The organism is Cribrihabitans marinus (assembly GCF_900109035.1).
GTDB lineage: Bacteria > Pseudomonadota > Alphaproteobacteria > Rhodobacterales > Rhodobacteraceae > Cribrihabitans > Cribrihabitans marinus.
Map to the genome: position 1 here is coordinate 1 of NZ_FNYD01000016.1, position 23,523 is coordinate 23,523.

Genomic DNA, 23,523 nt, shown 5'->3' on the forward strand with positions numbered 1-23,523 from the left:
ACGGTCATCCCAGAAGCCGCATCGACGATCTCATGCCCTGGAACTTTGCGGCCGCGTCAAGCCGCGCCGCGTAGGGGATCGCCGAGGCGCTTACGTTCGGTGCGGCCGGCCACGATACGCTGCTCGATAATGTTGGAGACGACGTTCTCTGGGGCGGAGCCGGTACGGATGGAGGCGTCTCGAACATTGCTGGATTTTGGTGGCGGCAACTTGCTGGAGCTCAGTGGCTTGCACGATCCGGCGATGCTGGTGGAAAGCTTGGTGCTGTTGTGACGTTGCTTCTATTGGTTTCGTCTACTGGACTGCATGATGATTTTCACAATGTCTTCAGCGGCTTCTTCGGAAAGACGCTGAATTTGGAATGGGCGGCTTTCAGGCTCTGGCAACGCCAAGGAAAAATGCTCTTCTAGCCAGTCCAGTTCCTGCTGAGTCCGATCCCGCATCTTTTCTATCGTTCTTGGCGGCAGGCTAAAACGCGGGCCACCTATCTTGAACAAGTACCCTCTACTTGACGGGAAGTCGGGGACAATTCTTTGCAGCCTGTTGTGTGCATCGGCCAGTGCCACCGCTGCTCCAGAAAGGCTGACATTGGTTTCGGCGCGATCAACCAATTCCATCAATGAGCCATGACCGATTGCCTGCAGGATGTGGCGTTCGGCTCCGACGTCCTTGGCGTCTTCGAACGAGAGTACAGTGACCCGCTCGCGGCCTAAAACATTCAGAGCCGGGTTCAGCGTGTCGATGATGGAGTGCCAATTGGGGTTGTTCAGTTGCTGCGTCAGCACCCCATGGCCCATCTTTATATTCTGCTGAATGCTGCTGGCGGCTTGTGAATACGGATGGCGAACGTAGCAGACAACATGCATCTCCAGTTCCAGTTTGGACAGGTTGGCTTGCAACTCGCGCAGTTTAGCCTCGCCCATATTGTGGAGATATTCGGTGGAGAGCAGAACATCACCAGCGCTTTCGCCAACCTCGCGCGCCAGACGTGAGATCTTTTTTTCAAAGGATCTGTTAGCAGCCTCGGGTGAAATGCCCTGTTTTGCGAAATAGAAATGTCTTCCACCCACCGGGTGATAGGTGGATATCAGAAACGCATGATCGACATCATTGCCGGGATACAGGAATCCAGCGCTACGAAGCGGCTCACGTGCTTTAGACAAAGCTTCCTGGATAGCCGTCGTGCCGGTTTTAGGCATGCCGATGTGAACAAACGCTTTGCGCAAGTCAAACCTCATTGATGATTACTGCGGCTGATAGCCCCTTCGCGCGATGGCTCCAAGCGATTAGTCGCTTCGGTCTCACCCTAGGCGGCCATGTTCCGCTCATGCCGGGCGATGGCCTCTTCGAGATCCTCGTAGATCGTCAAGGCGCCGTCCTCCAGCACCGCACCCATGTCGCAGAGCTGGCGCACCGTGGGCATGGAGTGCGACACCACCACCGCGCTGGCGGTGCGCATCCTCTCGTGCAGCACCTCGGTGCTGCGTCGTCGGAAGGCGGCGTCGCCCACCGATGTGACCTCGTCGATCAGGTAGGTGTCAAAGGGGATGCCGACCGACACGCCGAAGGCCAGCCGCGAGCGCATGCCCGAGGAATAGCTGCGCAGCGGAAGGCGGAAATGCGCCCCCAGTTCGGCAAATCGCTCGACGAATTCCAACAACGCATCGGTGTCCACCCCGTAGAGCCGGGCGATGAACCGCGTGTTCTGCGCGCCGGTCAGGTCTGGGTGGAAGGATCCGGCAAAGCCCACCGGCCAGGAGATCGTGCCGGTCGACAGGATCTCGCCGGAACTGGGGTCCAGGCTGCCGGCAATCATCTTCAGCAGGCTCGACTTGCCTGCCCCGTTGCGCCCCAGAAGCGCGACCGAGCGGCCGGTGGGAAATACGGCACAGACATCCCGTGCCACCGTCTTGGCCCGTCCATTCAGGTAGAAGGTCTTGGTCAGATTGCGCAGTTCGATCATCGCGCCCTCAGCGCCGGTCGCGGATCGCGTAATAGATCAGCACCAGGACCGACCAGCCGAGAAACAAAAACAGCGCCACAAGCCCCAGCAGCAATTCGCGCTGAGGATATTCCGATTTTTCCGCGGTTGTGGGCAGAACATGGGCGGCCAGGTATCGACTTTGCCGCCGCGCCTCGGCCAGCGCCGAATCGTAGGAAGCAAGGGCCGCGGTATAGGTTTGTTCGGCGAATTCCCGATCCACCACCAGCCCCTCGAACTCGCCCACGAGCGTGGCCAGGACCTCGCCGCGGTCGGTTCCCTCGCCAAAGCCCATCTTGCGGCGTTCGGCGGCGATCCGCTCCTCTATCACGGCCACGCGGCGTTCGTATTGGGCGATGCGCGGATCGCCTGCGCGGGCGGTTTCGCGCACCAGATCCAGGTCGATCAGCGTGGTCGCCAGCTGTTCCTGCAGCGAGCCCAGCAGCCCGGCCTGGCTTTGCAGATCGACCGCTGGGTCGACGATCTGGTTGCGATTGCGGAACCGGGTCAGTTCCTGCCGGGCGGCGCGCAGCCGTTCGACCGCCGTTTCCAGCTCTTCGCGGGCGTAACGGATGGTATCCTCGCGGGCGATATCGCTGAGCTGGTTGATCATCCTCGAGCTTTCGTCGAAGATTGCCCGCGCGATGGCGGTCGCCTCGTCGGGGCTGAAGGCCAGGGCACGGATCTCCATCAGTCCGGTCCCGGAATCGTAGTGGATCCGTACCATGCGTCCCCAGTGATCCAGCAGATCCTCGATCGTGCCGGGGGCATGGAAGGCGAAAACCGGGTCGTCCACGGGTCGTGACCAGATGCGTCGCAGGTCCAGCCGGGCGTCGATCTCGCTCACCAGTTCCTGGCTCTGGATATATTCGTAGAGAATGTCCGTGTCCGAAGAGCTGGAGTTCGATCCACCCAGGTTGGTCACGCCGCCGAAGATCTCGATTGCAGTACCCGCATCCTCGCTGCGCACCGAAAAGGCCACGGTTGAGGCATATTGGTCGGTGGCGCGCGTGTAGAGATACACGGCCGAGACCAGTACCGGCGCGAGAACGAGAAGTACGAAGCTTGCGAGTACGCCCCAGTGGCGACGTCGAACCCGGCCAGGACTCGCGGGAGGGAAACTGGCGCCAGCAGGTGGTTGGGGCGGGGATTTCGCTTTTGGCGCGGATGCCGGCTTTGGATTGGTCTGTGCTCCGCCTTCGGCCGGCGCCGCGGGCGTCTTCGGGCCAGAATTCTTTGGTGCAGCTGTCTGTTCGTTCACTTTTTTCACCGCCGCGAGGGTTTGTCATGGACCCGATCCTGCTGCATAGTCGCGCCTTGCAAAACCGAGCGCAAGGGGAGAGAGGAGATGGATCTGCCGCAGCGGGCCGGGACGTCACGCCCTCGACTGCAACCGCTGCCCGGCCGCCGGCGTTTCGCCACGGTCCGGGCTATTCTGGCGCTTATGCTGCGTGAGATGGCCACCAGTTACGGCCGTTCGCCGGGGGGCTATGTCTGGGCGGTGCTGGAGCCGGCAGCGGGGATCGCCTTTCTGACCGTTGTCTTCTCGATCGGATTCCGATCCCCTCCGATCGGGGTCAGCTTTCCGATCTTCTACGCCACCGGGCTGGTTCCGTTCCTGATCTTTCACGACCTGGTCACCAAGACCGCTGCCTCGATCACCTTTTCCAAGCCGCTGCTGGCCTATCCAAGCGTCACCTTCGCCGATGCGCTTCTGGCGCGGTTCATCCTGAACGGGCTGACGCAGATGATGGTGGCCTATATTCTGTTCACCGCGATCTGGGTGGTGCAGGGTGGACGCACGGTCCCGGATTTTCCGGCCATCGCACTGGCCTTCGCCATGCTGGGCGTGGTGTCCTTCGGCATCGGCACGTTCAACTGTTTCATGGTCACCCGGTTTCCAGTCTATCAGCGGATCTGGAGTATTGCGACTCGACCGCTGTTCCTGGTCAGCGGTATCTTCTTCATCTTTGACAGCATTCCGCAGCCCTTCCGGGATATCCTGTGGTACAACCCTCTGATTCATGTGGTGGGTCAGATGCGCCATGGCTTCTACCCCAGTTATGACGCGGTCTATGTCTCACCGGTCTATGTCTTCGGGCTGGGTTTGGGGCTCCTGGCGGTCGGACTGGTCTTTCTCGGTCGCTACCAGCGCGATCTTTTGAACCTCTGAGCTGCCGCCGTCATTCAACCCTGTGGTCCGGTGTGACTCCTTGGGGGTGTCGTCGCCAAAAATCGCTTCGATAATGCATATCGGCAAGGTTTCGCGGTCCTCAGGAAGCGGTATCACCGTACCATTTCGGGCCGTTCCGACCGCTTCAGCCTGAGCCCCCAGGTCGAAGCAATAGACAGGCAGTCCGGTCGACAGGACTTCGTGTGTGGCAAACGAGAAGGTTTCAGGACAGATCGAAGGGATCAGCCAATGGGTGATTTCGTAGCGTTGGATCAGATCCGGTAGGTCATCGAATCGATACCTGCCATGTATTCGAGCTGTGGCCGAGAAAATAAAGCTAGGATCGACTTCCCCGATTACCACAAGTGGATTGTAGCCTAATCGATCGAGTTCACAGCTGAGTTGAGCCAGAACGGCCGCTCCTTTTTCGTAGCCGATGGCGCCGAGGACCCCGATCACGGGAGGGCGCGGCGACTTATGTTCGATTTTGGGAAGAAGAGAGGAAAGCTGGTGGGGCATTACATCGATTTCTATAGGCAGGTCGGGATAGGCGACCGTGACATGGCTTCGACTGTCCTCGGAGAAAGTCACGATGCGATCAGCTGCCTTCATGAGTGCGCCCCATTCCTTACGCCAGCGACGTAGGGAGACTTTTCGTCCGTTTGGTTGGCGCGTGGTATGAATGGTTTCGGTCGATGTTCGGTCCGGAACGCCCCGGAAATGCCGGTCTTGGCCCAGTAGGTTGAACGAAGGGCTGATCGGGAAGAAGTCGTGAAACAGTACTTCGAGCCGATCTTGCTTTCCCCGTTTCAAAGCGATGAGATTGCCGGGGATTTCGACCGGATTGCGGTCACCTACGCCGCAGGAGTAGACGATCTCCAGCGCTTCGGGGATGTCGAGTATCTGCCGGACCATTTCGAAATCCTCGCTGACCGTCCGGCTGATGCCGTCATGACCGTGTAATTCCAACTGCCAACGGTAACTTCCGCCGATCCGCAATACCATCGCGGCGCCCACGGCCTCGATATTCTGCGCGATACGTTGCTCCAGATATTTTTCTGCCCCGCCGCCCATAGAATGGGCGAGGTAGACTGGGATCGGCCGGTCGCTGCGTTCGGCCGCCAGCGCCAGCCCCAGTGCAACGCGTGGGGCTGCAAGGAGGTCAGCGCGGATAAAATCCTGAACGTCTCTGTCATAATTGGGATAGCGTTCCGAAATTGTGTCACTGTTGCGCCTGATAAGCTTGAGTTTTTCGGCGCTGCCGAAAGAACTGCCGCCGCGGTGCTCGACAAAGAGCGACGGTAAGCCCAGATGTCGGCCGCCGATGGCGCGCGCGCGCTGGCACCAGTCGACCTCTTCGCCGTATCCGCGGCCGAATTTCGTATCGAACTCGGGTAGGTCGGCCAGATACTGGATGTTCATCGCCATGCAGAATCCAACCCCGGTGGGTGCCTCGGCAATGTCCGCATCGGGATGGAATTGTCGCGCGACCCTATCGATCACGTTCGCCTCACCTGGTGTCAGGTCGTTGCGGTGGCAGATCACGGGTATAGTGAAAATTTCGGCATCGTTTGACATCGGTGTGACGCTGGCCACTGCGTCATGTGCCAACAGGGGCCGGATCAGGCGCGAGGCCCAGCCCTCGGGTACGAACGCATCGGAATTGAGCAGGACCACATGATTGTTCCGGTCGCGAGCGACGGCAAATGCGCGGTTTACACTGCGAATGAACCCTCGGTTTTCGGAGTTTTCAAGGAGCGTTACGCGGACACTGCCCTGCTCGGCGGCCCAAGTCCGCAGCCAGGGCCGGATATTTGCGTCGGTAGAGCAGTCTTCGACCACGACCAGGTGCCAAGGCAGATCGGTGTGCCGGACCACCCGGTCCAGGGCCTCGGGCAGTAGATCGAATGCATTGTAGACCGGCAGGACAATCGTGATCTCGACGTCTTCCAACCCCTCGGGCTGAACGGGCGGGTTTTCCTCGGTTGGGAAAAGCGGGATACCCGGAACCATGTTGCGCCCGGCATCTTCGTCGAGGTGCAGGAATCTCTTGACGGCGGCCCGATCCTGAGGGCGGCCGTGCAGCTTCCAGCGCAATGCCGCCGGACTTGCGCGCAGCAGCCGGATCAGAAATCCGGGGATCAATCGGCGTCTCGCAGCCCGGATCCGGCTGTCCGGTACGGGAGGTAGGCTGCTGAAATAGCGGTGATCCCCAAGCTCGACACTGAACATGATCCAGCCTTGCGCAAGCGGGTGATCGACATGGAAGCCAACCATGTCCGTCGCACCCGGTTCCAGAATGGCTGCCACGTCCTTGCGGCTCAGAGTTGGGGCCGCCTGCGATCTCTGGCCTTCGGTGATCAGCGCCACTTGGGTCGCGTTGGTCCATCCGGTCGCGTAAAGTCTGCCATTTGCAATACCATACCGGTCCAGGTGGCCGATCCGCTGGCCGAGTTCATTGCGCAGAACGAACCCGTCGCAATTCACCTCCAGGTGCGTTTCTGCGTAACGCTGGAACAGGGCCTTGATAATGCGTACCATCGGATCCTTCCAAAACGGAATGTCGGGGTGGGTCGTCCTGGTGTATTTGAACGAGGTCATCCCGATCTGTCTACGAGCAACCCTTCCAGATAAGTCCCATACTGATTTTTGGCGAAAAGTTCTGCTCGTGTCCGCACCTGATCCGCGTCGATCCAGCCCTGCTCGAAGGCGATCTCTTCCGGGCAGCCGGTTTGCTGGCCCTGGCGGGTTTCCAGGGTCCGCACGAAATTGCCCGCGTCCAGCAGCGAGGCATGGGTGCCGGTGTCCAGCCAGGCATAGCCGCGGCCCATGGTCTCGACCCGCAGCGCACCGTCGTCGAGATACATCTGCAGCAGGTCGGTGATCTCCAGCTCGCCCCGTGGCGAGGGGGTGACCGCCCGCGCCCGGTCCGGCGCGGTCCCGTCGAGGAAATAGAGCCCGGTCACCGCATAGTTCGACAGCGGCCGGTCGGGCTTCTCGACGATCTGGCGGGCCCGACCCCCGGCGTCGAAATCCACCACGCCGTAGCGTTCGGGGTCGGCCACGTGATAGCCGAAAACGGTGCCGCCGGCCGCCTGCGCATCCGCCGCCGCCAGCAGTTTCGGTAGCCCGTGTCCGAAAAAGATGTTGTCGCCCAACACCAGCGCGCTCGGCGCGCCGGCCAGGAAACCCTCGGCCAGGATGAAGGCCTGCGCCAGCCCGTCGGGGCTGGGCTGGATCACGTAGTCGAGCGTGATGCCCCACTGGCTGCCATCGCCCAGCACGCGCTGGAACTGCTCCTGGTCCTGCGGCGTGGTGATGATGCAGATCTCGCGGATGCCGGCCAGCATCAGCACGCTGAGGGGATAATAGACCATCGGCTTGTCGTAGATCGGCAGCAGCTGTTTGCTGACCCCCATGGTGATGGGATAGAGCCGTGTCCCCGACCCGCCGGCCAGGATGATCCCCTTGCGTGCGGTCATGCGATCTCTCCCAGATCTTTCAGAATGTCGCGCAGCCCGGCCCTCCAGTCGGGGCGCGTGATGCCGAAAACAGTCTCTAAACCGGTGCAATCCAGCCGCGAATTGAGCGGCCGTTGCGCCGGCGTCGGATAGTCCGCGCTGGGAATGTCGGCCACGTCGCAGGCGATGCCGGCCTTTGCGAAGATCTCGCGCGCGAAACCGGCCCAGCTCACATCCGGGGTGCCGGCGAAGTGATGGACCCCCGACTTGCCGGGATCGCGGGCCAGCTGACCCGCGATCTCCAGGCAGGCCGCGGCGATGGCGCGCGCCGGGGTCGGCCCGCCCACCTGGTCGGCGACGATGCGCAACGCGTCGCGCTCACGGCCCAGCCGCAGCATCGTCTTGACGAAATTGCTCCCATGCGCCGAGACCACCCAGGAGGTGCGCAGCACCACATGCCCCCCCCCTGCCCCGGTCACCGCCCGCTCGCCGGCCAGCTTGGTGCGCCCATAGGCGCCCAGCGGCCCGGTCGCATCCTCCGGCCGCCACGGGGCTGCGCCGCTGCCGTCGAAGACGTAATCGGTCGAGATGTGAACGAGGGGAATGCCGAGGGCGGCGCATTCGGCCGCCATCGCGCCGGGCGCGTCGCCATTGACCACATTGGCCAGCGCCTCCTCCTCCTCCGCCTTGTCCACACCGGTATAGGCGGCGGCATTGATCACCGCGCGCGGGGCCGCCTCCCGGATCGCGGCGGCGCAGGCGCCCGGATCGGACAGGTCGGCGGCGTCGCGCCCCAGGCATCTCACCCCGCCCCGCGCGGCCAGCTCGCGCGCCACCTGCCCGGTTTGACCGAAGACAAGAACCGTCATGCGCGCGCCTCCCCAATTTCATCTTTTTGCAAATACTCCCGCCGGAGGCGCGAGTTTTCCGTGAAAAATCGAAATGTCATGCCTTGACCCCCAGCCGCTCGCCGACACCGGCACGCGCCTGCAGCGCCCGCCACCAGGGTTCGTTGTCGAGATACCACTGTACCGTCTTCTCCAGGCCTTCCTGCAATGTCACCGAGGGCCGCCAGCCCAGCTCGGTGCGGATGCGCGCGGGATCGATCGCATAGCGCAGGTCGTGGCCGGGGCGGTCGGTGACGAAACTGATCTGCTCGGCATAGGGCGTCCCCTTGGGGCGCTTCTCGTCGAGGATGGCGCAGATCATGCGCACGATGTCGATGTTGCGGGCCTCGTTCTCGCCGCCGATATTGTAGGACCGCCCCACGGCGCCCTTCGCCAGCACGGTGAGCAGCGCATCGGCATGGTCCTCGACATAGAGCCAGTCGCGCACGTTCAGGCCCTGCCCGTAGACCGGGATCGGCCTGCCCGCCAGCGCGTTCAGGATCACCACGGGGATCAGCTTTTCGGGAAAGTGGTAGGGGCCGTAATTGTTGGAACAGTTGGTCAGCACCACCGGCAGCCCATAGGTCTCGTGCCAGGCCCGCACCAGGTGGTCGCTGGCGGCCTTGGATGCGGAATAGGGCGAGCGCGGGTCATAGGGCGTCGTTTCGGTGAACTGGCCGGTCTCGCCCAGGGAGCCGAACACCTCGTCGGTCGAGATGTGGTGAAAGCGGAACCCCTCGGGCCGGCCGGCCTGCACCCAATGGGCGCGCGCCGCTTCCAAGAGCGTGTAGGTGCCGGTAATGTTGGTCTCGATGAAGGTGCCCGGCCCGTCGATCGAGCGGTCCACGTGGGATTCCGCGGCCAGGTGCATCACCGCGTCGGGGCGATGCTCGGCCAGGACACGGTCCATCGCGGCGCGGTCGCGGATATCGGCCTCTATGAAGGCGTAATTGGGTGCATCGCTGACGCTGGCCACGTTGTCCAGGCAGGCCGCATAGGTCAGCGCGTCGAGATTGACCACCTCATGCCCGTCGCGCACCGCCTGGCGCACCACGGCCGATCCGATGAACCCGGCGCCGCCGGTGACGATCAGTTTCACTTGCCGTCCTTTCCTTGCAAGACGCGGGCCGGCACACCGACCGCCATGGCCCCTGCGGGGACGTCGCTCAGCACCACCGCGTTGGCGCCGATCACCGCGTGATCGCCCACCGCGACAGGTCCGAGGATACGGGCGCCGGCGCCCACATCCACATGCGTCCCCAGCCGCGGCGCGCCGTCGCGGCCGGCGCGCGTGCCCAGCGTGACCTGCTGGAACAGCAGGCAGTTGGGGCCGATCTCGGCCTCGGGGTGGATGACGATCCCGTTGGGATGGGGCAGCAGCAGGCCACCGCCGATCCGTGTCCCGAGACCGATCTCGGCCTGGGTGACGAGGGACCACAGCCAGTGCCCGCACTTGGCCCGGACCCGGCGCAGTGCCCCCAGGGGGGTCCGCTCCGCCGCCTGGTGGGCGCGGATGCAGCCGAGCAGCCGCCGTGACGGATCCCACAGCCCCCGCGGCGCCTCGCGGCTCCAGTCCGGCTCGGACCAGTCGCGACTCACGCATCGCCCTCCCAGGCAAAGGGGCTGTCGAACGCCGCCAGCGGCGGCGCGGCGGCGTCCTTGTCGCTCAGCACCGGATCACCCGACAGGCCCCAGTCGATGCCGCAGCTGTTCCAGCGCAGCGCGCCATCGCAGTCGGGCGCGTAGTAGTCGGTGCATTTGTAGCAGATCTCGGTATCGGGCTGGCGGGTGACGAAGCCATGCGCGAACCCCTCGGGGATCAGCAGCTGGCGGCCGTTCTCGAAGGACAGCTCCAGCCCCACCCACTGCCCGTAGGTCGGGCTGCCCTTGCGGATGTCGACCGCCACGTCATAGAGCGCCCCGCGCCCGCAGCGCACCAGCTTGGCCTGGGCATGGGGCGGGGCCTGGAAATGCAGGCCGCGGATGGTGCCGGCGGCGGCCGAGAGCGAATGGTTGTCCTGCACGAAATCCAGCGTGATCCCGTGTTCGGCCAGGGTGCGCCGGTTCCAGCTCTCGCTGAAGAACCCGCGCGCATCGCCGAACCGTTTCGGGGTCAGGACCAGCACCCCGGACAGGGCTGTTTCTTCAACCTGCATGACGCAATGAGCCGCCTCGATGTGAATTCAGGCGGGTTCTATCAGGCGACTCCCACAGTGTCACGACATGCGGTTTGGAAAACGCTGGGCGGTGATCAAATCCACAACCCGTATGCCAACAGTGCCACTTCCAGTGTTTCCGCCGCGATCGGGGCTTCCAGCTGGATGTGCCAGCCGGTTGCTGTTGCCCAGACGGGCAGGGTGCCCAGGGCCCGGCGCTGTGCGGCCGTGCTCGCCTGGGCCGGGTCGATCCCGCCGGCATGTACGGCCAGCGGCGTGGCCATTGGTGCGGGGTAGTCGAAGAGTTGAGGTGCGCTGCTGTCGACATCGACAGTGACCGTCCGCGAACAGATCATCGTGCCGTCCGCCCATTTGACGAAGTGACCCTGCGTGGTCTGACCCCGTTCCAGGATCGCCCCGGCCGGCTGGCCGCCGATCTGGGCCACCGGTCCCAGGATCTGAGCGCGCAGAACGCCATGTTCGGCCAGCATCAGCCTTCCCGGCGACGCGTCTTCCGGACCCTGCTGAACGGCGCTTCCGCTAGCCGCACCACTATCCGGGTCAAGGCGAAGCGCGGTTTGCCAGGTAGAACCGTCCGGACTGACCCTGATCGCAAAGGCATCCTCGCCGGCCAACCCAACTTCCGCTCGTCCGGACCAGCCAGACTGGAACAGAAGGCTTGCGGTGTCGCCGGTGCCGGCCTTGTTGACGGTGAGTCGATGATCATCGCCATCATGGTTCAGCAGGGTGGCCGGCGCGGCAACCGACAGGCGGTTGACTGTATCGGCCTGGGCATTGATCCCGAGGGTTTCGGCGTCGTTGACGTGAACGGGCACCCATTCGTTGCCGTCGAACCGTACCAGCGTGCCGATGTCTCTCAAGAGCGCGACCCAGCCGGGCAGGGGCGGGGTGAAGGACCAAGCGCCGCCCCGATGGATGGCGATCTGCTGGTCGCGCCCGGCCCAGTCACCGGTGGCGCCCGGACCGACAATGAACCGGTCTCCCTCGGCTGGTGACGCGGGTGGCGACGAAGGTCCGAGCGCAGCGATGCTGAGTTGGGTTACGGCATCCAGCCGCGCCAGGGCCTCGTTATGGGTGACGTGTTTCTGGGCTTGCGAGGGTTGCAGGTAGGGCAACCCAAGGGTCGGTGAGGTTCCGGTCACGGTGAAGGCTCCATTTGACGTTGTCGTCCCGGGCAGTCCTAACAGGCAGTGCGGTAACGGGCTGTTACCCTGGCGTCCGCCCGCAGGCCGGCAAGGCAACGGATATGTCTCATATCCGCGGATATGAGGCATTCGCAGGCTCCATAATGGTCTTTACAGAGCCTGCTTCTTGGGCTCAGCGGCTCTTTCCACGCCTGGAATCCGCTTGCCATATCTCCTCGGGTTGCGCAGGTTGCTGAAAAGCGAGCCCCAAGGCTCGTTCATATCCACGGATATATCGGGCATGGCAGACGGGCAGTTTCAGCATTTCATTCGCAATATGTCGCATGTGATGGGGGCGGTGAACACCAAGCTTCAGCGTGATCTGGCGCTGCGCACCCGGGTTGCGCGCCGCTATTCAATGGCAGAAACTTCCGAGTTCCTCGGCACCGACGGATCGGGTCTGGTGCATCTTGCCGAGACCGATGCGGCGTTTCCCGAAGGGCAGGGGGTCGGCCGTCATCGCAGTTTTTCGCCGTCCGAGGTCATGCTGATCCGTGCGCTTGCCGGAACGCAGCCCGGATCTCCGCACGGCTTGCACTGGCGGTGTCCGGGCGAGCCGCCCATCGTGGTGACGTTCGGCGCGCAAAAGGGAGGCACCGGCAAGTCGTTGGCTGCCGCGCACTTTGCGCAATACCTGAACCTGTTCTACGGGTTGCGGGTCGGGGTCATAGACGCCGACCCGCAGGCGACGGTCTCGTTGTATTTCGCGGACGAACGCTTGCCGCTCTTTGACCCGGGGACGCCCACCCTGGCCGAGTTCATGGGCGTGGATGATCCCGGCGCCCGGGCGCTCATCTCGCGCGAACCGTCAGAGCTGGACGCGGTCTGGCAGCCCACGCCCTGGCCCGGTATCCGCCTGATCCCCGGTGGCGGCAACATACAGAACGGCGATATCAGCCTGTTTTTCCTGTCCCGCAACGCGCCGGTGCCGGTTTACCGGGTCCTCAAGGACGCCATTGCGCAGTGGGATGCGGGATTTGGCCCGCGCACTCCCCACGCGGCGCTGCGCGGGCCGGACGGTGCCTTCGACCTTGCTGCCTATGCGCGGGCCCTTGAGGAGACGGTGGATGTGATCGTGATCGACCAGCAGCCTTCTTTGACACTGATGCAGCTCAATGGGTTGATCGCGGCAGATTCGGTGGTGATACCGCAGACGATGAAGGGGTTCGACCTGGCCACGTTGTCCACCTACGTGACCAATATCGGCGAATACATGGAGTTCATCCTGGGCTTCGATTCCGACATCACCGTCGGCGCCGGAGCTCACATGGTGCTGCCAACCATCGTGCAAGAGCAGAACAACCAGGACACTGATCAGATTCTCGATCTTTATCGCAAGGCACCGCGGGAGGTGATGCAGGTCTGGTACAGCCGATCGGATGCAATCGCCAACGCGGCCGAGGAATACAAGAGCATCTACGAATACCTGCCTCCGCCTGGCCGCCGCGCCTCGGCGCGGGCCTTCATGGCCAATGCCAACGCGGTGAACGATGCTCTGGTGCAGCGCAGCTTGCCGCATCTGCCGCCGCGCGACTATGCCGCCACTTTCATCACCGAGCGATGGAGCTGATCATGGCCCGCAAGAGAAAACTGAACGCACAAGCGCCCGAAGGCGGTGATGCGGAGCCGCCCGAGGCCGCCGCCCGGGGCGGCATGGGGGGGATGTGGGCCGGGTCGGCCATGAACCTGCTGCAGCAGCGCATCGAAGCCGTGCATGGCTCGCTGGCGGCCGGCGTGATGAATGGCACCGTGGTGCTGGAACTCGATCCCGGCCAGATTGAGGATGCGGTCGGCAGCGACAGGATCGGGGACTGGGCGGCCGACCCCGAGTTCCAGGCCCTCAAGCGCAACATCCAGCGCCGCGGCCAGACCCAGCCGATCCGGGTGCGACCCCGCGACCCGGACTGGCGCCCCGATCCGCAATCTCCGCGGGACACTGATGCCGTCTTCGTGGTGCAGTCGGGCCGCCGCCGGCTCGAGGTCTGCCGACAGTTGGGCCGCAGGGTGCTCGCGGTGCTCTCAACCGAGGCGGGCGCGACCGCGCTCGCCGATCTCGAGGAGCGATTCCACGAGAACACCATGCGCAGGAACCTGACCGGTTTCGAGGAACTGCTGTCGATCGGGCTTCTGGCCGAAAGCCTCAAGGACCTGTCGCAGGACGAGATCGCCGCGCGGCTCGAGGTGTCCCAGAACGACGTGTCGCTGGGTCTGTCCTGTGTGAAGTACCGCGACGACATCCTGGCGCAGGTGGATGTGGCAAACACTCCCAAGCGCGAGTATCGCGGCATCATCCCGCGCCTGCGGCGAGGCGAAGGCCCGAATCCGGCGAAACCGGCGGGGCAGGGCAGGGCAGAGGCCGCCAGGGGCCGCTTCGTCGGTGAGAAGATGACTGTCGAAATGCGGACTGCCAGTGACGGTCTGCGGGTCAAGGTAAAGATGGATGGCGCAACCGGGGTGGACCTGGACACATTGGCCGAGCAAATCGCGCGGCTTCTGTCCCGGGGATGACCTGTGGGGACGATTTCGTTCCGGTCATTCGGGGTGGCAGCCGCAGATCATTCGCAGGCGGGCAGTCCACCGGAAAGGAGCGTCATGCTTCCACATATCCGTATTCAGAGCATTCGGGCAAACAGGAAGGCCAATGTCGTCTATCTCAACAATCCCAAATCCGGGTGCACCACCGTCAAGGCCAACTTGTGGAGCCATATCGCACCGGACACGTACCCTCCGCGCACGAATGTTCATGACCTCAAGGCATCTCCATTCACAAACAAGATAGCGCAGCAGTCATGGCTGCGTGACGCCACTGTCGTGACCTTTGTCCGCAATCCCTATGTCAGGCTGGCATCGGCTTTCCTAGACAAAATCGGGAACAAGGACATCCCCGTCTGGGGTGCTTTCGCCGAGCGTTATGGGCTCCATGACCCCCAGACCGTTTCCTTCGACCTTTTCGTCGAGATAATCGCAGGGGAACCACCGGAGTTTCTCGATCCGCATTGGCGCCCACAGCATATCAACATAATGTACCCGTTTGTTCGCCCCAATTTCCTGGGTCGTCTGGAGACGATAGATCAGGATCTGCCATATCTTTTGTCGGAGTGTTTTGGGATGACGTCGAAGCCTCCAAAACGACAGGCCCCTCACGCTACGGGTGCGGGAAAGCAGGCGGGGGCGCTGCTTTCCGACAGCGGCACCTTGTCTCGCGCCCGAGCACTCTATGAACGGGATTTCGAACTGTTCGGGTATTCTTCGGCGCTGGAAGACATGGCGACCTCCGGTTTCGGTAGCATGCACAAGGCAGGCCAGCATGACGGTCTCGACTTGTTGCGATCCCTGCGTGATGCCGAGGACGGGCGGGGTAGGCAGGAGATACTGAGCAGGCTGGCGGACCATATAGGCGACACCGATGATCGGTTCACCCGGAACTGGCTTCTGCACAGCAGGATTGAGGCAGATGCCCGACAAGGCCGGGGGGATGTCATGCTCATCCGGGGCAATCTGAATGAGATCGTGACCGGTTACGACTTTCTCAAACGCACCGCTGCCCGCATTGCGGCGGCCAGCGGTGCTTGGGATCTGGTTCGATGCATTTCCCGTGCCGCGTCCGCCTGATCGGAAGAATTACGGCTCGCCCAGCCACTCGCTCAGCTTCTGCCCAATCCGCGGCCCCGTCGGGCGGGCGATCTGGGCCAGACGCATCAATGCGACCGCTTCGTCCTTTGTGGGGGCCTGGCCGGTTTCGTGTTTCAAGGCCACATCCCGCAGGACGTCGGCGTCGGAATCGCACAGCCCGGGTTCTACGGGGTGACGGCGCGCCAATGCGGTCGCGCAGGAGAAGAGGATATCTTCGATCCTGTTCAGAGGAACGGTGTAAGAGTCTGGGTTGGCCGGGGCCTTCGGGCGAGCGAACGGGTTCTCGTTGTGGCCAAGAAATCGCCTGGAGAAGGCCCGGTTAGACGCATCGAACAGATCGTATACCCGCAGCTGATCCGGGTCCTCGATGGCTCCCAGGTTCAAGTCGGAGGAGTTCAGAATCCTGCGGCGCAGAATTTGGCGAGTGGCATTGAGGCTGCCGTCGCGGTTGTAGCGTGGAAACACATGGTTGACGGCCCTGCAGAGCTCCGCCTGCAGAGCACTGAGTTTCGCGTTGGGCGTGGTGGCTGAGTAGTCAAGTGCGTCCATGCGGATGGCCTGATCAACACGGGTCAGGAAATCGATCCTGAGGTCTCCACTGGCAAAGACATTTCTGTCGTAGATGGCGGGTTCGAGATTCTCGCTGCCAAATGCATCGGCCCATTTCCCGAACATGACCGCGTAGTTGTAGTAGTGCATGTCTGGATCGATCTCGCGCTGGAATTTCTCGATCTTTCCGAAAAATCCACTGCGTATGGCCGTTGAATACAGGCTCTTTCGAACCTCTGATTGCTCCCGGAAATAGCAGACGATCCGGACAGACGAAAAGCTCTCCGTGAGAAAGCGGGCCAGTGCCGCAATCTCCTCCACGGTTTGCAATCTGCTGTGCAGGTGTTCCGAACTGATGACCATCGTGTGATGAGTGCGTGCCGCGTCCTGGATTTCCGACCTCACACGATCTTCGAACCCGTCAAAGAAACGTGCCTTTTGCTGCGGGGTCGAGATGTTGTGGCTTCGGTCGAAATCGTCGGATTCCGTATGAAAGTAAGCCGAAAGCATTCGGTTGCTAGGTGTACCCAAGACGTCGCTGAGCGCGATGCCTTGAGCCGAAAGCGCGGCACGATTCAGGTAGAGCCATGTCTGCAACATCGTCGTGCCGGTTTTTTCCGTGCCGATATGCAACAGGCATTTCATGGTTGCTCACTCCAAATCCGCACATCACCAGATGTCGATACGTTCTGGACGGGGCTGGGGCAATCTTGCCGACTGGCTCTGTGGTGCGATGTCATAATAAGGTCTGGCCCGGATTAGTTCATTTATGTCAACTTGTTCCGAACGCTATCCGGCTCGCTGGCCTTCCAGCAAGATAGAGAATTTTTCGGAAGTCAGATTAGAGTGTCGTCCCCCCAAGTGCCGCAAGAAGACCAATAACAAGCGTTATGTAAACTTCACTCTTGTCTCAAGATGGCGCGGCCTGGTGAATGGCGTCAGTTTCCGCCGAACAGATCCCGGGTGAACACCTTGGCGGCCACGTCCGCCAGTTCGGGTACCCGCCGGTTGGCGATGATCAGGTCGGCGCGGGCCTTGAACGCGTCGATCTCGCGCAGCACCGGCGAGCCGAAGAAACTGTCCTCCTCGAGCACCGGCTCGTAGACCACCACCTCGATCCCCTTGGCCTTGATCCGCTTCATAATGCCCTGGACCGAGCTCTGCCGGAAATTGTCCGAACCCGCCTTCATCACCAGCCGGTGCACCCCCACGCAGGACGGGTTCAGCGCCAGGATCCGTTCGGCGATGAAATCCTTGCGGGTGCGGTTGGCGTCGACCACAGCCTGCATCAGGTTCTGCGGCACCTCGCTGTAATTGGCCAGCAGCTGCTTGCTGTCCTTGGGCAGGCAATAGCCGCCATAGCCGAAGGACGGGTTATTGTAATGATCGCCGATGCGCGGATCCAGCCCCACCCCCTCGATGATCTGGCGGGTCTCCAGCCCATGCGCCAGCGCATAGCTGTCGAGTTCGTTGAAATAGGCCACCCGCATAGCGAGATAGGTGTTGGCAAACAGCTTGATCGCCTCGGCCTCGGACGGGTCGGTCAGCAGCACCGGCACATCCGTGTTCAGGGCGCAGCCGCGCAGCAGGTCGGCAAAGACGCGCGCCCGGTCCGAACGTTCGCCCACCACGATGCGCGAGGGGTGCAGGTTGTCGTGAAGCGCCCGCCCCTCGCGCAGGAATTCGGGGCTGAACAGGATCCGGTCGCATCCCAGCCGCGCCGACAGCGCGGCGGTGAACCCCACCGGCACGGTGGACTTGATCACGATCGTCGCGCGCTCGTTCAGCGCCGCCACCTGCGCCACCACCGTCTCGACGGTGGTGGTGTCGAAGAAGTTGGTCCGCGGATCGTAATCGGTGGGCGTGGCGACGATGATGTAGTCGGCGCTCTCGCAGGCCGCGCCCAGGCCGGTGGTGGCGGTCAGGTCGAGCGGCCGGTCCGCAAGGTAGAGCGACAGGTCGGGATCGACGATCGGGTTCTGCCGGGCGTTGATGCGGGCGACGCGTCCGGGATCCACGTCCACCGCGACCACCGCGTGGCGCTGCGCCAGCAGGACGGCGTTGGACAGGCCCACATAGCCGATGCCGATAACAGCGATTCTCGCCCTGTCCATTGCCGCGCCCCCTGCATGCCCCGGTCACCGTACCCGGGGGTCACAAAGCACGAAATCCGGGGGGCGACAAGACGGGGCGCCCGGTTCGGGCGGATGCGTGTCGATGCGGAAACCGGATCGCAAAACGGACCGGCCCCCGCGCGGGGTTGCGCGGGGGCCGACCGGGAAAACCTTGCGGGTGTGGCTTACGAGCCGCCAGTCGTGGTGGTCGTGGTGGTGGTCGAGCCGTCACCGCCGCCGCTGCCGCTTGCCGCGGCCGCTGCGCCGAGCAAAACGACGGTGCCGATTGCGATTTCCTCGGTGCTCACAGCGGTGTCCGCCACGACTTCTTCGGCTGTCTGGGCGGAGACCAGGGCCGGCGCGGCAAACGCGCACAGGGCCGCAGTTGCAAGAATCTTTCTCATAATCTTAACCTCACAGGAACAAACTCCCGATCACGGTAATCCAATGGCCGGGTGTTTTCAACGGATCAGTGCGCCGGCCCCGGTATCGGGGCCTGTTTTCCCGGCTCGGCCTTTTTGCCTATCGCTTCAACTGGCGGAACGTCAGATACCCGATATGGGGTCCCGCCCATTGCCGCGACTGCCAGATCACCCCTGCCCCGCGATCGACCCAATAGTCGTTGGTCACCTGGCCGCCCCCGCCGGTACAGCGCTGCTGCAGGTGGCGGGTCGCGTGGCGCCGTTCGACGATCTCGATCGTCTCGGGTCCGAGATCCACCAAGTCGCAGGCCAGCGCCAGCTGAACCTGCCGGTTGTCGAGGCTGTGGAGCATCTGCACATGCGCGCCCCCGGACGAAGGCCCCGGTTGCCGGCCCGACACCTGGACCGAGCTTGACAGGACATCTCCGCCAAGCCCCCGCGTGGCCACCAGAACACCGTTGCGCATGGCGAAGGTGACATCGTCGCCACTGCGCCACACGGTGATCCCTTGTGGCCGTTCGGCAGTGATGAACAGCAGCCCGGTCTGGTTTTCGCGTTCGAGCGTGGCCTCCATCAGCGCGCCTTCGATCTTGTCCAGCTGGGCGCGGGTGAAATCCGGCACCGTCGGCCGCTGTGCCCGGCGTCCGGCAATGCTGGCCTGTCCGGCCTGCAGGAGCTGCACCTCGAGCGGCACTTCATTCGTGCCACCGCCGCATCCGGTCAGGACGAGAAGCGGAATCAGGACCCATGGAGGAAACCGGCGGCTCATTCCCAGACCCCCGGCCAGCCGTCGTCCAGCGCCTTGCCATGCGCCGCGCGCACCTGGCCGTAGAGCCGCCCCGGCACATGGACCCGCGCGCCGCCGTCGCGCTGGATCGGCCGGATGGTGGTGCCGATCGACCGCTGGCTGGGCTGGCCCAGGAACCATTCCAGCGGGATCGAGAAGCGGATGCCCTTGTCGAAGGACCCTTCGCCGAACTCCTCGGCCGAGACATCGGTGAGGGTGAAGAACCCGCCCACCGACCAGCCGTTGTCGAACACCCGGTCCAGCCCGAAGGTGGCGCCCCAGTCGCCGGCTAGGTAGCGCCCGGCATCGACCTGGGCGTGGAAGCCGCGGCCCAGGTCCATATAGGCCGAGGCATGACCGGTGACGATGCCGTAATCCTGGAACCCCAGCCGCTGGTCATAGTCACGCTTGCGGGCGTAATTCGCCTCGAGCCCCAGCGCCAACCGGCTGCTCACCGGCTTCCACAGCAGTTCCGAGGACAGCCCGCCATAGGCGCTTTCGAAATAGCCCGCCGTGACGCGCGCATAGAGATCCCGGCCTGGGCGCCAGTAATAGGCGGCGTAGAGATTGTTCAGCGTGGTGTCCTCCTGCGCGAACAGCACCTGGTCGGTGCGCACCGGCGGCAGCGCCGAGCCGGAGGTCTTTCCGCCCTTGACGTTGCCCGCGACGCGCTGGCGCAGGGTGCCCGAAAAGAGCCAGCCCGGCGCCGGCCGGTAGCTGGCGTTCAGGTCCGCGCCCACATCGATGCGGAAGGGCTGATCCGGGTCGAAATAAGCCGGCGAGAAATAGGGCGCCACCGACCAGCTGAAATCAGGGTAGAGATCGCGCCCGGTCGCCGCGCCCGCTGGTATGCGCGGCGCGGCCTCGCCGATGCCGGTGACCGCCCGCAGCGCGTCGGTGGCCTGCGGATCGAATTCCAGCGCCTCCAGGTCCGAGCGCCGCAGCGTCACCTCGCTCAGCCCCATGCCATTGGCAACCGGCACCAGCCGGAAGGTCTCGACCGAGGCCGGCATCACCCGCGCCAGCGCCCGTGCCGCCCGCCCCATCGCCACCGCCGGGTTGCGGTAGCGCGTGTTCCGATAGCGCAGCTCGGCCCGGTCGGCCTCGACCGCCAGGCTCTCCAGCACCAGCCCCTCGGTCAGCAACACCGGTTCGAGCTGGTCGCGCAGCCGCGGCGTGGCCTCGGCCGAAGCGGCCCAGCCGGTGTCCCAGGCCTGCGGCCGGCTGGTCCGGTCGGGGCGTGCCGCCACCGGCTGCGGCGCCGGAATGCCCAGCCGGCGCACCGGGTATTTAGGGTTCAGCTGGATCTGCGCGCCCAGCCCGAAGCTGGAGCCGTACATGTAATAGGCCCCCAGCCGGGTGCGCGGCGTGGCCTGGTACTCGACCCCGAAATTGACCGAGGATTTGCGCTCGAAGACGGAACTGTCCCGGGTCTCCAGCACATAGGCGTCCGAGGAATATTCCAGCTTGAAGCCGAGCCGGTCATTGGCCTGCCACTCGATCCCGGCAAAGGGCGCCACCGGTCCGCGGAACCACTGGTCATAGGAAAGCTCGCCGCCGGTGTCGCCGGTATTGAAGGCGGGCCGCGAGCCGGTCGAGCCGATGGACCCGTTCGAGCCCAGCCGCCCCCAGCCCAGCCCGGCGGTCAGCTTGAGTTGCCCGTCCCCGCGCGCGGTGCCCAGCGGCGCGGTCCGAAACCGCTTGGTGGCCACGATATACTCGCCGGAATAGATGCCCGTCCCGGCTAGGTCCTGCAGCCCGAGCGTCAGTTCCGGCCACGCCCCGCGTTCCTTCATCAGCCGGAAACGAACGTCGAAATTGCGGTCGTAATAGGTGTCGAAACCGAACAGGTTCAGGTCGCGGATCGCGCCGTAGCGGAACGAGGCCATCAGCCAGGGCGTCGCCTGGAAGGCCAGCGTATAGCGGGTCTGGCCCGCAAACGTCGCCGCCGCCATGGAGAACTGCCCGTCGGGCATCATCTCGGCCGAGGGCATGTCCATCAGCCCCGGCAGGCCGTAGAAATTCAGGCTGGCGGCCGCAGGCGGGTCGAAGGACGGCGCGGCGGTGTCCTGTGCCACGACAGGGCCGGAGGCCAGCGCCAACAGGCCGGCAAGACCAGCGGCCGGGGCAGAAAGGGACGGTCCTGGGAATGGCACGTGGGGCTGCCTCTGCCTGCTCGCACTGTTTTCCAGATTTAGATCACAAAGGATCCCGCTGGATCAACCGGCCGGGATCACGACCGCCGCCGGGCCGTCTCATCGGCAACATATCCTTCGACCCAATGCGCGATTTCCGCCCGGGCGGCGTCGACATCCCCGGCGGCCAGCGCATGGCGCAGGCCGCGCAGCAGCGCGGCCACCTCGATCTCGCTCAGATGTGCCTCCTGCGCGCAAAAGATCTTGCGGTGCCGCGTGGTGGTGAGGTCGCCGGTCAGGCTCAGCTCTTCCTCGAGCTTCTCGCCCGGGCGCAGGCCGATGAAGTCGATCTCGATATCGCCGTCGGGATTGTTCGCGTCGCGCACGCTGTAGCCGGCGCTCTCGATCACCTGGCGGGCCAGCTGCACGATCGGCACCGGCGCGCCCATGTCCAGCACGAAGATCTCGCCGCCCCGCGCTTCGGCCCCGGCCTTGAGCACCAGCTGCACCGCCTCGCCCAGGGTCATGAAATAGCGCTTCACCTCCGGGTCGGTCACCGTGACCGGCCCGCCGCGGCGCACCTGGTCCTGGAACAGCGGCACAACCGAGCCCGACGAGCCCAGCACGTTGCCGAAGCGCACCATGGTGAACACCGTGCCCGCGTTGCGGGTGGCCAGGTCGTGCACCACCAGTTCGGCCAGGCGCTTGGAGGCGCCCATCACGTTGGTCGGGCGCACCGCCTTGTCCGAAGAGATCAGGATGAACCGCTCCACCCCGGCCTCGGCGGCGGCGCGCGCCAGCGTGCGGGTGCCCAGCACGTTGTTGGCCAGTCCCGCCAGCGGGTTGGCCTCGACCAGCGGCACATGCTTGTAGGCGGCGGCATGCAGCAGCACCTGCACGCCGTGATCCTCCAGCACCCGCGCCACCTGGCGCGCATCGATGACCGACCCCAACACCGGCACGATCTCGGTCTGCAGCCCCTCGGAAAGCTGCTGTAACTCCTGGTGGGCCGCGTAGAGCGCCAGTTCGGAAAGCTCGTAGAGCACCAGCCGCGCCGGCCGGCAGGCCAGCAGCTGACGGCACAGCTCGGCGCCGATCGACCCGCCCGCCCCCGACACCAGCACCGAACGCCCGGCATAGCTTTCGCAGGCCTCGGCCAGTTCCATGTCGCAGGCGTCGCGGCCCAGGAAGCTCTGCGGCGGGATCGGGGTCAGCTTCTCGACCAGCGGTTCCTCCCCGATCAGCTGCGCGAAGGAGGGCAGCGCCTGCACCTCGAGCCCCATCTTCTGCAGCTTGCGCGCGACCTGGGCCTGGCGTGGCCGGCTTTCCGATGGCATCGCCAGCAGCACCCGGTGGATGCCGCGGTTCTCTACCAGATCAGGGATCTGGGCTGGCGCAAACACCGGCAGACCCGCCATCAGCACACCCTGAAGGGAAGGGTTGTCATCGACGAACGCGACCGGGTCGATGCTGTCATGGGCCCGCAACGCCTGCGCCAATTGGGTGCCGGTGGTGCCCGCGCCATAGATCAGCACCCTGCAGCGCGGCTGGGCGCGGCGGTAGAGCTCGGTCACCACCCGGTAGAGAACCATTCGGCTCGCCGCGGAGAACATGAAATAGCTGATGCCGAAGATCACATATGTGCCGGGCGGCATGTCGATCCCGGCTACCCGCGCCAGCAGCGCTGACAACAGCGCCAGCACCGTCGCCAGAAGTGCGCTCAGCCCGATGGCATTCTGTTCATAGGCCTTGAGCTGGATCTGTGGCAGCCCCAGCTTCTTCGACAGGAGCCCCGCTGCGAGCATGAGATAGGGAAGAATCGGCAGATAGCCCCTCAAGGTGCCGAGTGCGCTGTCCGGCAGGGATTGCACCGAAAAAGTGAAGAACAGTGCCAACGGCACAAGAAGCAGGTCTATACCCAGGAAAATCCTGACTTTCTGCTTTCGACTCAACGCGTTAACAATACTCAACATATAACTTGCCGCTCCTGTGGGCAGAGGCCGCCCCCTGTGCCGGTCAA

At 63.9% G+C, this 23,523-nt stretch carries 21 protein-coding genes; 5 read left to right on the top strand and 16 right to left on the bottom strand.

All coding sequences use genetic code 11. From position 1 onward, the window contains the following. The first annotated feature begins 129 nt into the window (after window positions 1–129). Window positions 130–273, top strand: a complete 144-nt coding sequence (locus BMX57_RS20760) for a hypothetical protein (RefSeq protein WP_177175500.1) — start codon at window positions 130–132, stop codon at window positions 271–273. A gap of 8 nt (window positions 274–281) precedes the next feature. Here the strand turns inward: BMX57_RS20760 and BMX57_RS20515 are convergent, their stop codons facing one another. The 3 genes from BMX57_RS20515 to BMX57_RS19035 all read right to left on the bottom strand — a co-directional run bounded on the left by BMX57_RS20515 (window position 282) and on the right by BMX57_RS19035 (window position 3,005). Continuing rightward, a complete protein-coding gene (locus tag BMX57_RS20515) occupies window positions 282–1,226 on the bottom strand; it encodes a hypothetical protein (protein WP_143057957.1) in 945 nt (314 codons plus the stop codon). A gap of 80 nt (window positions 1,227–1,306) precedes the next feature. After that, window positions 1,307–1,963 (bottom strand): ABC transporter ATP-binding protein, encoded by a 657-nt coding sequence (locus BMX57_RS19030; RefSeq protein ID WP_092371155.1) that lies wholly within the window; start codon window positions 1,961–1,963, stop codon window positions 1,307–1,309. Window positions 1,964–1,970: 7 nt separating this feature from the next. After that, entirely contained in the window at window positions 1,971–3,005 is a 1,035-nt protein-coding gene (locus BMX57_RS19035) for a KpsE/RkpR family capsule polysaccharide export protein (protein WP_177175501.1), read from the bottom strand. Window positions 3,006–3,329: 324 nt separating this feature from the next. On the opposite strand from BMX57_RS19035, the gene BMX57_RS19040 reads away from it, so the two are divergent. Then, window positions 3,330–4,154 (top strand): ABC transporter permease, encoded by an 825-nt coding sequence (locus tag BMX57_RS19040; RefSeq protein ID WP_092371158.1) that lies wholly within the window; start codon window positions 3,330–3,332, stop codon window positions 4,152–4,154. Here the strand turns inward: BMX57_RS19040 and BMX57_RS19045 are convergent. The 7 genes from BMX57_RS19045 to BMX57_RS19075 form a co-directional block, all read right to left on the bottom strand. Further along, window positions 4,062–6,755: a glycosyltransferase gene (locus tag BMX57_RS19045; RefSeq protein WP_092371161.1), complete on the bottom strand. Its 2,694-nt coding sequence runs from the start codon at window positions 6,753–6,755 to the stop codon at window positions 4,062–4,064. The two genes, BMX57_RS19040 and BMX57_RS19045, sit on opposite strands and share 93 nt — an antisense overlap. Next, window positions 6,752–7,636, bottom strand: coding sequence for a glucose-1-phosphate thymidylyltransferase RfbA (rfbA, locus tag BMX57_RS19050; protein ID WP_092371164.1), 885 nt, complete (start codon window positions 7,634–7,636; stop codon window positions 6,752–6,754). Before rfbA ends, BMX57_RS19045 begins: the two co-directional genes overlap by 4 nt. Beyond that, window positions 7,633–8,484 carry a dTDP-4-dehydrorhamnose reductase gene (rfbD, locus tag BMX57_RS19055; protein ID WP_092371167.1) on the bottom strand — a complete coding sequence of 284 codons (852 nt, stop codon included), beginning with the start codon at window positions 8,482–8,484 and terminating at the stop codon, window positions 7,633–7,635. The genes rfbA and rfbD overlap by 4 nt, the downstream gene beginning before the upstream one ends. 76 nt (window positions 8,485–8,560) lie before the next feature. Beyond that, the gene (gene rfbB / locus BMX57_RS19060) at window positions 8,561–9,601 is read right to left on the bottom strand and encodes a dTDP-glucose 4,6-dehydratase (protein WP_092371169.1); all 1,041 of its coding nucleotides are present in this window, start codon (window positions 9,599–9,601) and stop codon (window positions 8,561–8,563) included. Continuing rightward, entirely contained in the window at window positions 9,598–10,101 is a 504-nt protein-coding gene (locus BMX57_RS19065; protein ID WP_092371171.1) for a serine O-acetyltransferase, read from the bottom strand. The genes rfbB and BMX57_RS19065 overlap by 4 nt, the downstream gene beginning before the upstream one ends. Further along, complete coding sequence (gene rfbC, locus BMX57_RS19070) at window positions 10,098–10,658, bottom strand: dTDP-4-dehydrorhamnose 3,5-epimerase (protein ID WP_092371174.1); 561 nt, start codon at window positions 10,656–10,658, stop codon at window positions 10,098–10,100. The genes BMX57_RS19065 and rfbC overlap by 4 nt, the downstream gene beginning before the upstream one ends. A gap of 95 nt (window positions 10,659–10,753) precedes the next feature. After that, a complete protein-coding gene (locus BMX57_RS19075; protein WP_177175502.1) occupies window positions 10,754–11,821 on the bottom strand; it encodes a DUF2793 domain-containing protein in 1,068 nt (355 codons plus the stop codon). Window positions 11,822–11,990: 169 nt separating this feature from the next. On the opposite strand from BMX57_RS19075, the gene BMX57_RS19080 reads away from it, so the two are divergent. The 3 genes from BMX57_RS19080 to BMX57_RS19090 all read left to right on the top strand — a co-directional run bounded on the left by BMX57_RS19080 (window position 11,991) and on the right by BMX57_RS19090 (window position 15,475). Continuing rightward, entirely contained in the window at window positions 11,991–13,433 is a 1,443-nt protein-coding gene (locus BMX57_RS19080) for an AAA family ATPase (RefSeq protein WP_177175503.1), read from the top strand. Window positions 13,434–13,435: 2 nt separating this feature from the next. Beyond that, complete coding sequence (locus BMX57_RS19085) at window positions 13,436–14,371, top strand: ParB N-terminal domain-containing protein (RefSeq protein WP_177175504.1); 936 nt, start codon at window positions 13,436–13,438, stop codon at window positions 14,369–14,371. An 84-nt stretch (window positions 14,372–14,455) separates the two neighbouring features. After that, window positions 14,456–15,475 carry a sulfotransferase family protein gene (locus BMX57_RS19090; RefSeq protein WP_092371186.1) on the top strand — a complete coding sequence of 340 codons (1,020 nt, stop codon included), beginning with the start codon at window positions 14,456–14,458 and terminating at the stop codon, window positions 15,473–15,475. A gap of 9 nt (window positions 15,476–15,484) precedes the next feature. On the opposite strand, the gene BMX57_RS19095 is transcribed toward BMX57_RS19090, so the two are convergent. The 6 genes from BMX57_RS19095 to BMX57_RS19120 all read right to left on the bottom strand — a co-directional run bounded on the left by BMX57_RS19095 (window position 15,485) and on the right by BMX57_RS19120 (window position 23,476). Continuing rightward, entirely contained in the window at window positions 15,485–16,690 is a 1,206-nt protein-coding gene (locus BMX57_RS19095; RefSeq protein ID WP_092371189.1) for a hypothetical protein, read from the bottom strand. 293 nt (window positions 16,691–16,983) lie between these two features. Beyond that, entirely contained in the window at window positions 16,984–18,159 is a 1,176-nt protein-coding gene (locus BMX57_RS19100; protein WP_092371192.1) for a nucleotide sugar dehydrogenase, read from the bottom strand. 185 nt (window positions 18,160–18,344) lie between these two features. Further along, window positions 18,345–18,563 (bottom strand): hypothetical protein, encoded by a 219-nt coding sequence (locus BMX57_RS19105; RefSeq protein ID WP_092371195.1) that lies wholly within the window; start codon window positions 18,561–18,563, stop codon window positions 18,345–18,347. Window positions 18,564–18,681: 118 nt separating this feature from the next. Beyond that, complete coding sequence (locus tag BMX57_RS19110) at window positions 18,682–19,350, bottom strand: YjbF family lipoprotein (protein ID WP_092371198.1); 669 nt, start codon at window positions 19,348–19,350, stop codon at window positions 18,682–18,684. Beyond that, window positions 19,347–21,446 (bottom strand): YjbH domain-containing protein, encoded by a 2,100-nt coding sequence (locus BMX57_RS19115; RefSeq protein ID WP_229724294.1) that lies wholly within the window; start codon window positions 21,444–21,446, stop codon window positions 19,347–19,349. The genes BMX57_RS19110 and BMX57_RS19115 overlap by 4 nt, the downstream gene beginning before the upstream one ends. 155 nt (window positions 21,447–21,601) lie before the next feature. Further along, the gene (locus BMX57_RS19120; protein ID WP_092371203.1) at window positions 21,602–23,476 is read right to left on the bottom strand and encodes a polysaccharide biosynthesis protein; all 1,875 of its coding nucleotides are present in this window, start codon (window positions 23,474–23,476) and stop codon (window positions 21,602–21,604) included. Window positions 23,477–23,523: the final 47 nt, after the last annotated feature.

Excerpts from the sequence above, each read along its gene's own strand:
- BMX57_RS20760 (WP_177175500.1), top strand. The coding sequence starts at position 130 with ATGTTGGAGACGACGTTCTCTGGGGCGGAGCCGGTACGGATGGAGGCG.
- BMX57_RS19030 (WP_092371155.1), bottom strand. The coding sequence starts at position 1,963 with ATGATCGAACTGCGCAATCTGACCAAGACCTTCTACCTGAATGGACGG.
- BMX57_RS19040 (WP_092371158.1), top strand. The coding sequence starts at position 3,330 with ATGGATCTGCCGCAGCGGGCCGGGACGTCACGCCCTCGACTGCAACCG.
- BMX57_RS19045 (WP_092371161.1), bottom strand. The coding sequence starts at position 6,755 with ATGACCTCGTTCAAATACACCAGGACGACCCACCCCGACATTCCGTTT.
- rfbA (WP_092371164.1), bottom strand. The coding sequence starts at position 7,636 with ATGACCGCACGCAAGGGGATCATCCTGGCCGGCGGGTCGGGGACACGG.
- rfbD (WP_092371167.1), bottom strand. The coding sequence starts at position 8,484 with ATGACGGTTCTTGTCTTCGGTCAAACCGGGCAGGTGGCGCGCGAGCTG.
- rfbC (WP_092371174.1), bottom strand. The coding sequence starts at position 10,658 with ATGCAGGTTGAAGAAACAGCCCTGTCCGGGGTGCTGGTCCTGACCCCG.
- BMX57_RS19085 (WP_177175504.1), top strand. The coding sequence starts at position 13,436 with ATGGCCCGCAAGAGAAAACTGAACGCACAAGCGCCCGAAGGCGGTGAT.
- BMX57_RS19090 (WP_092371186.1), top strand. The coding sequence starts at position 14,456 with ATGCTTCCACATATCCGTATTCAGAGCATTCGGGCAAACAGGAAGGCC.
- BMX57_RS19095 (WP_092371189.1), bottom strand. The coding sequence starts at position 16,690 with ATGAAATGCCTGTTGCATATCGGCACGGAAAAAACCGGCACGACGATG.
- BMX57_RS19100 (WP_092371192.1), bottom strand. The coding sequence starts at position 18,159 with ATGGACAGGGCGAGAATCGCTGTTATCGGCATCGGCTATGTGGGCCTG.
- BMX57_RS19105 (WP_092371195.1), bottom strand. The coding sequence starts at position 18,563 with ATGAGAAAGATTCTTGCAACTGCGGCCCTGTGCGCGTTTGCCGCGCCG.
- BMX57_RS19110 (WP_092371198.1), bottom strand. The coding sequence starts at position 19,350 with ATGAGCCGCCGGTTTCCTCCATGGGTCCTGATTCCGCTTCTCGTCCTG.
- BMX57_RS19120 (WP_092371203.1), bottom strand. The coding sequence starts at position 23,476 with ATGTTGAGTATTGTTAACGCGTTGAGTCGAAAGCAGAAAGTCAGGATT.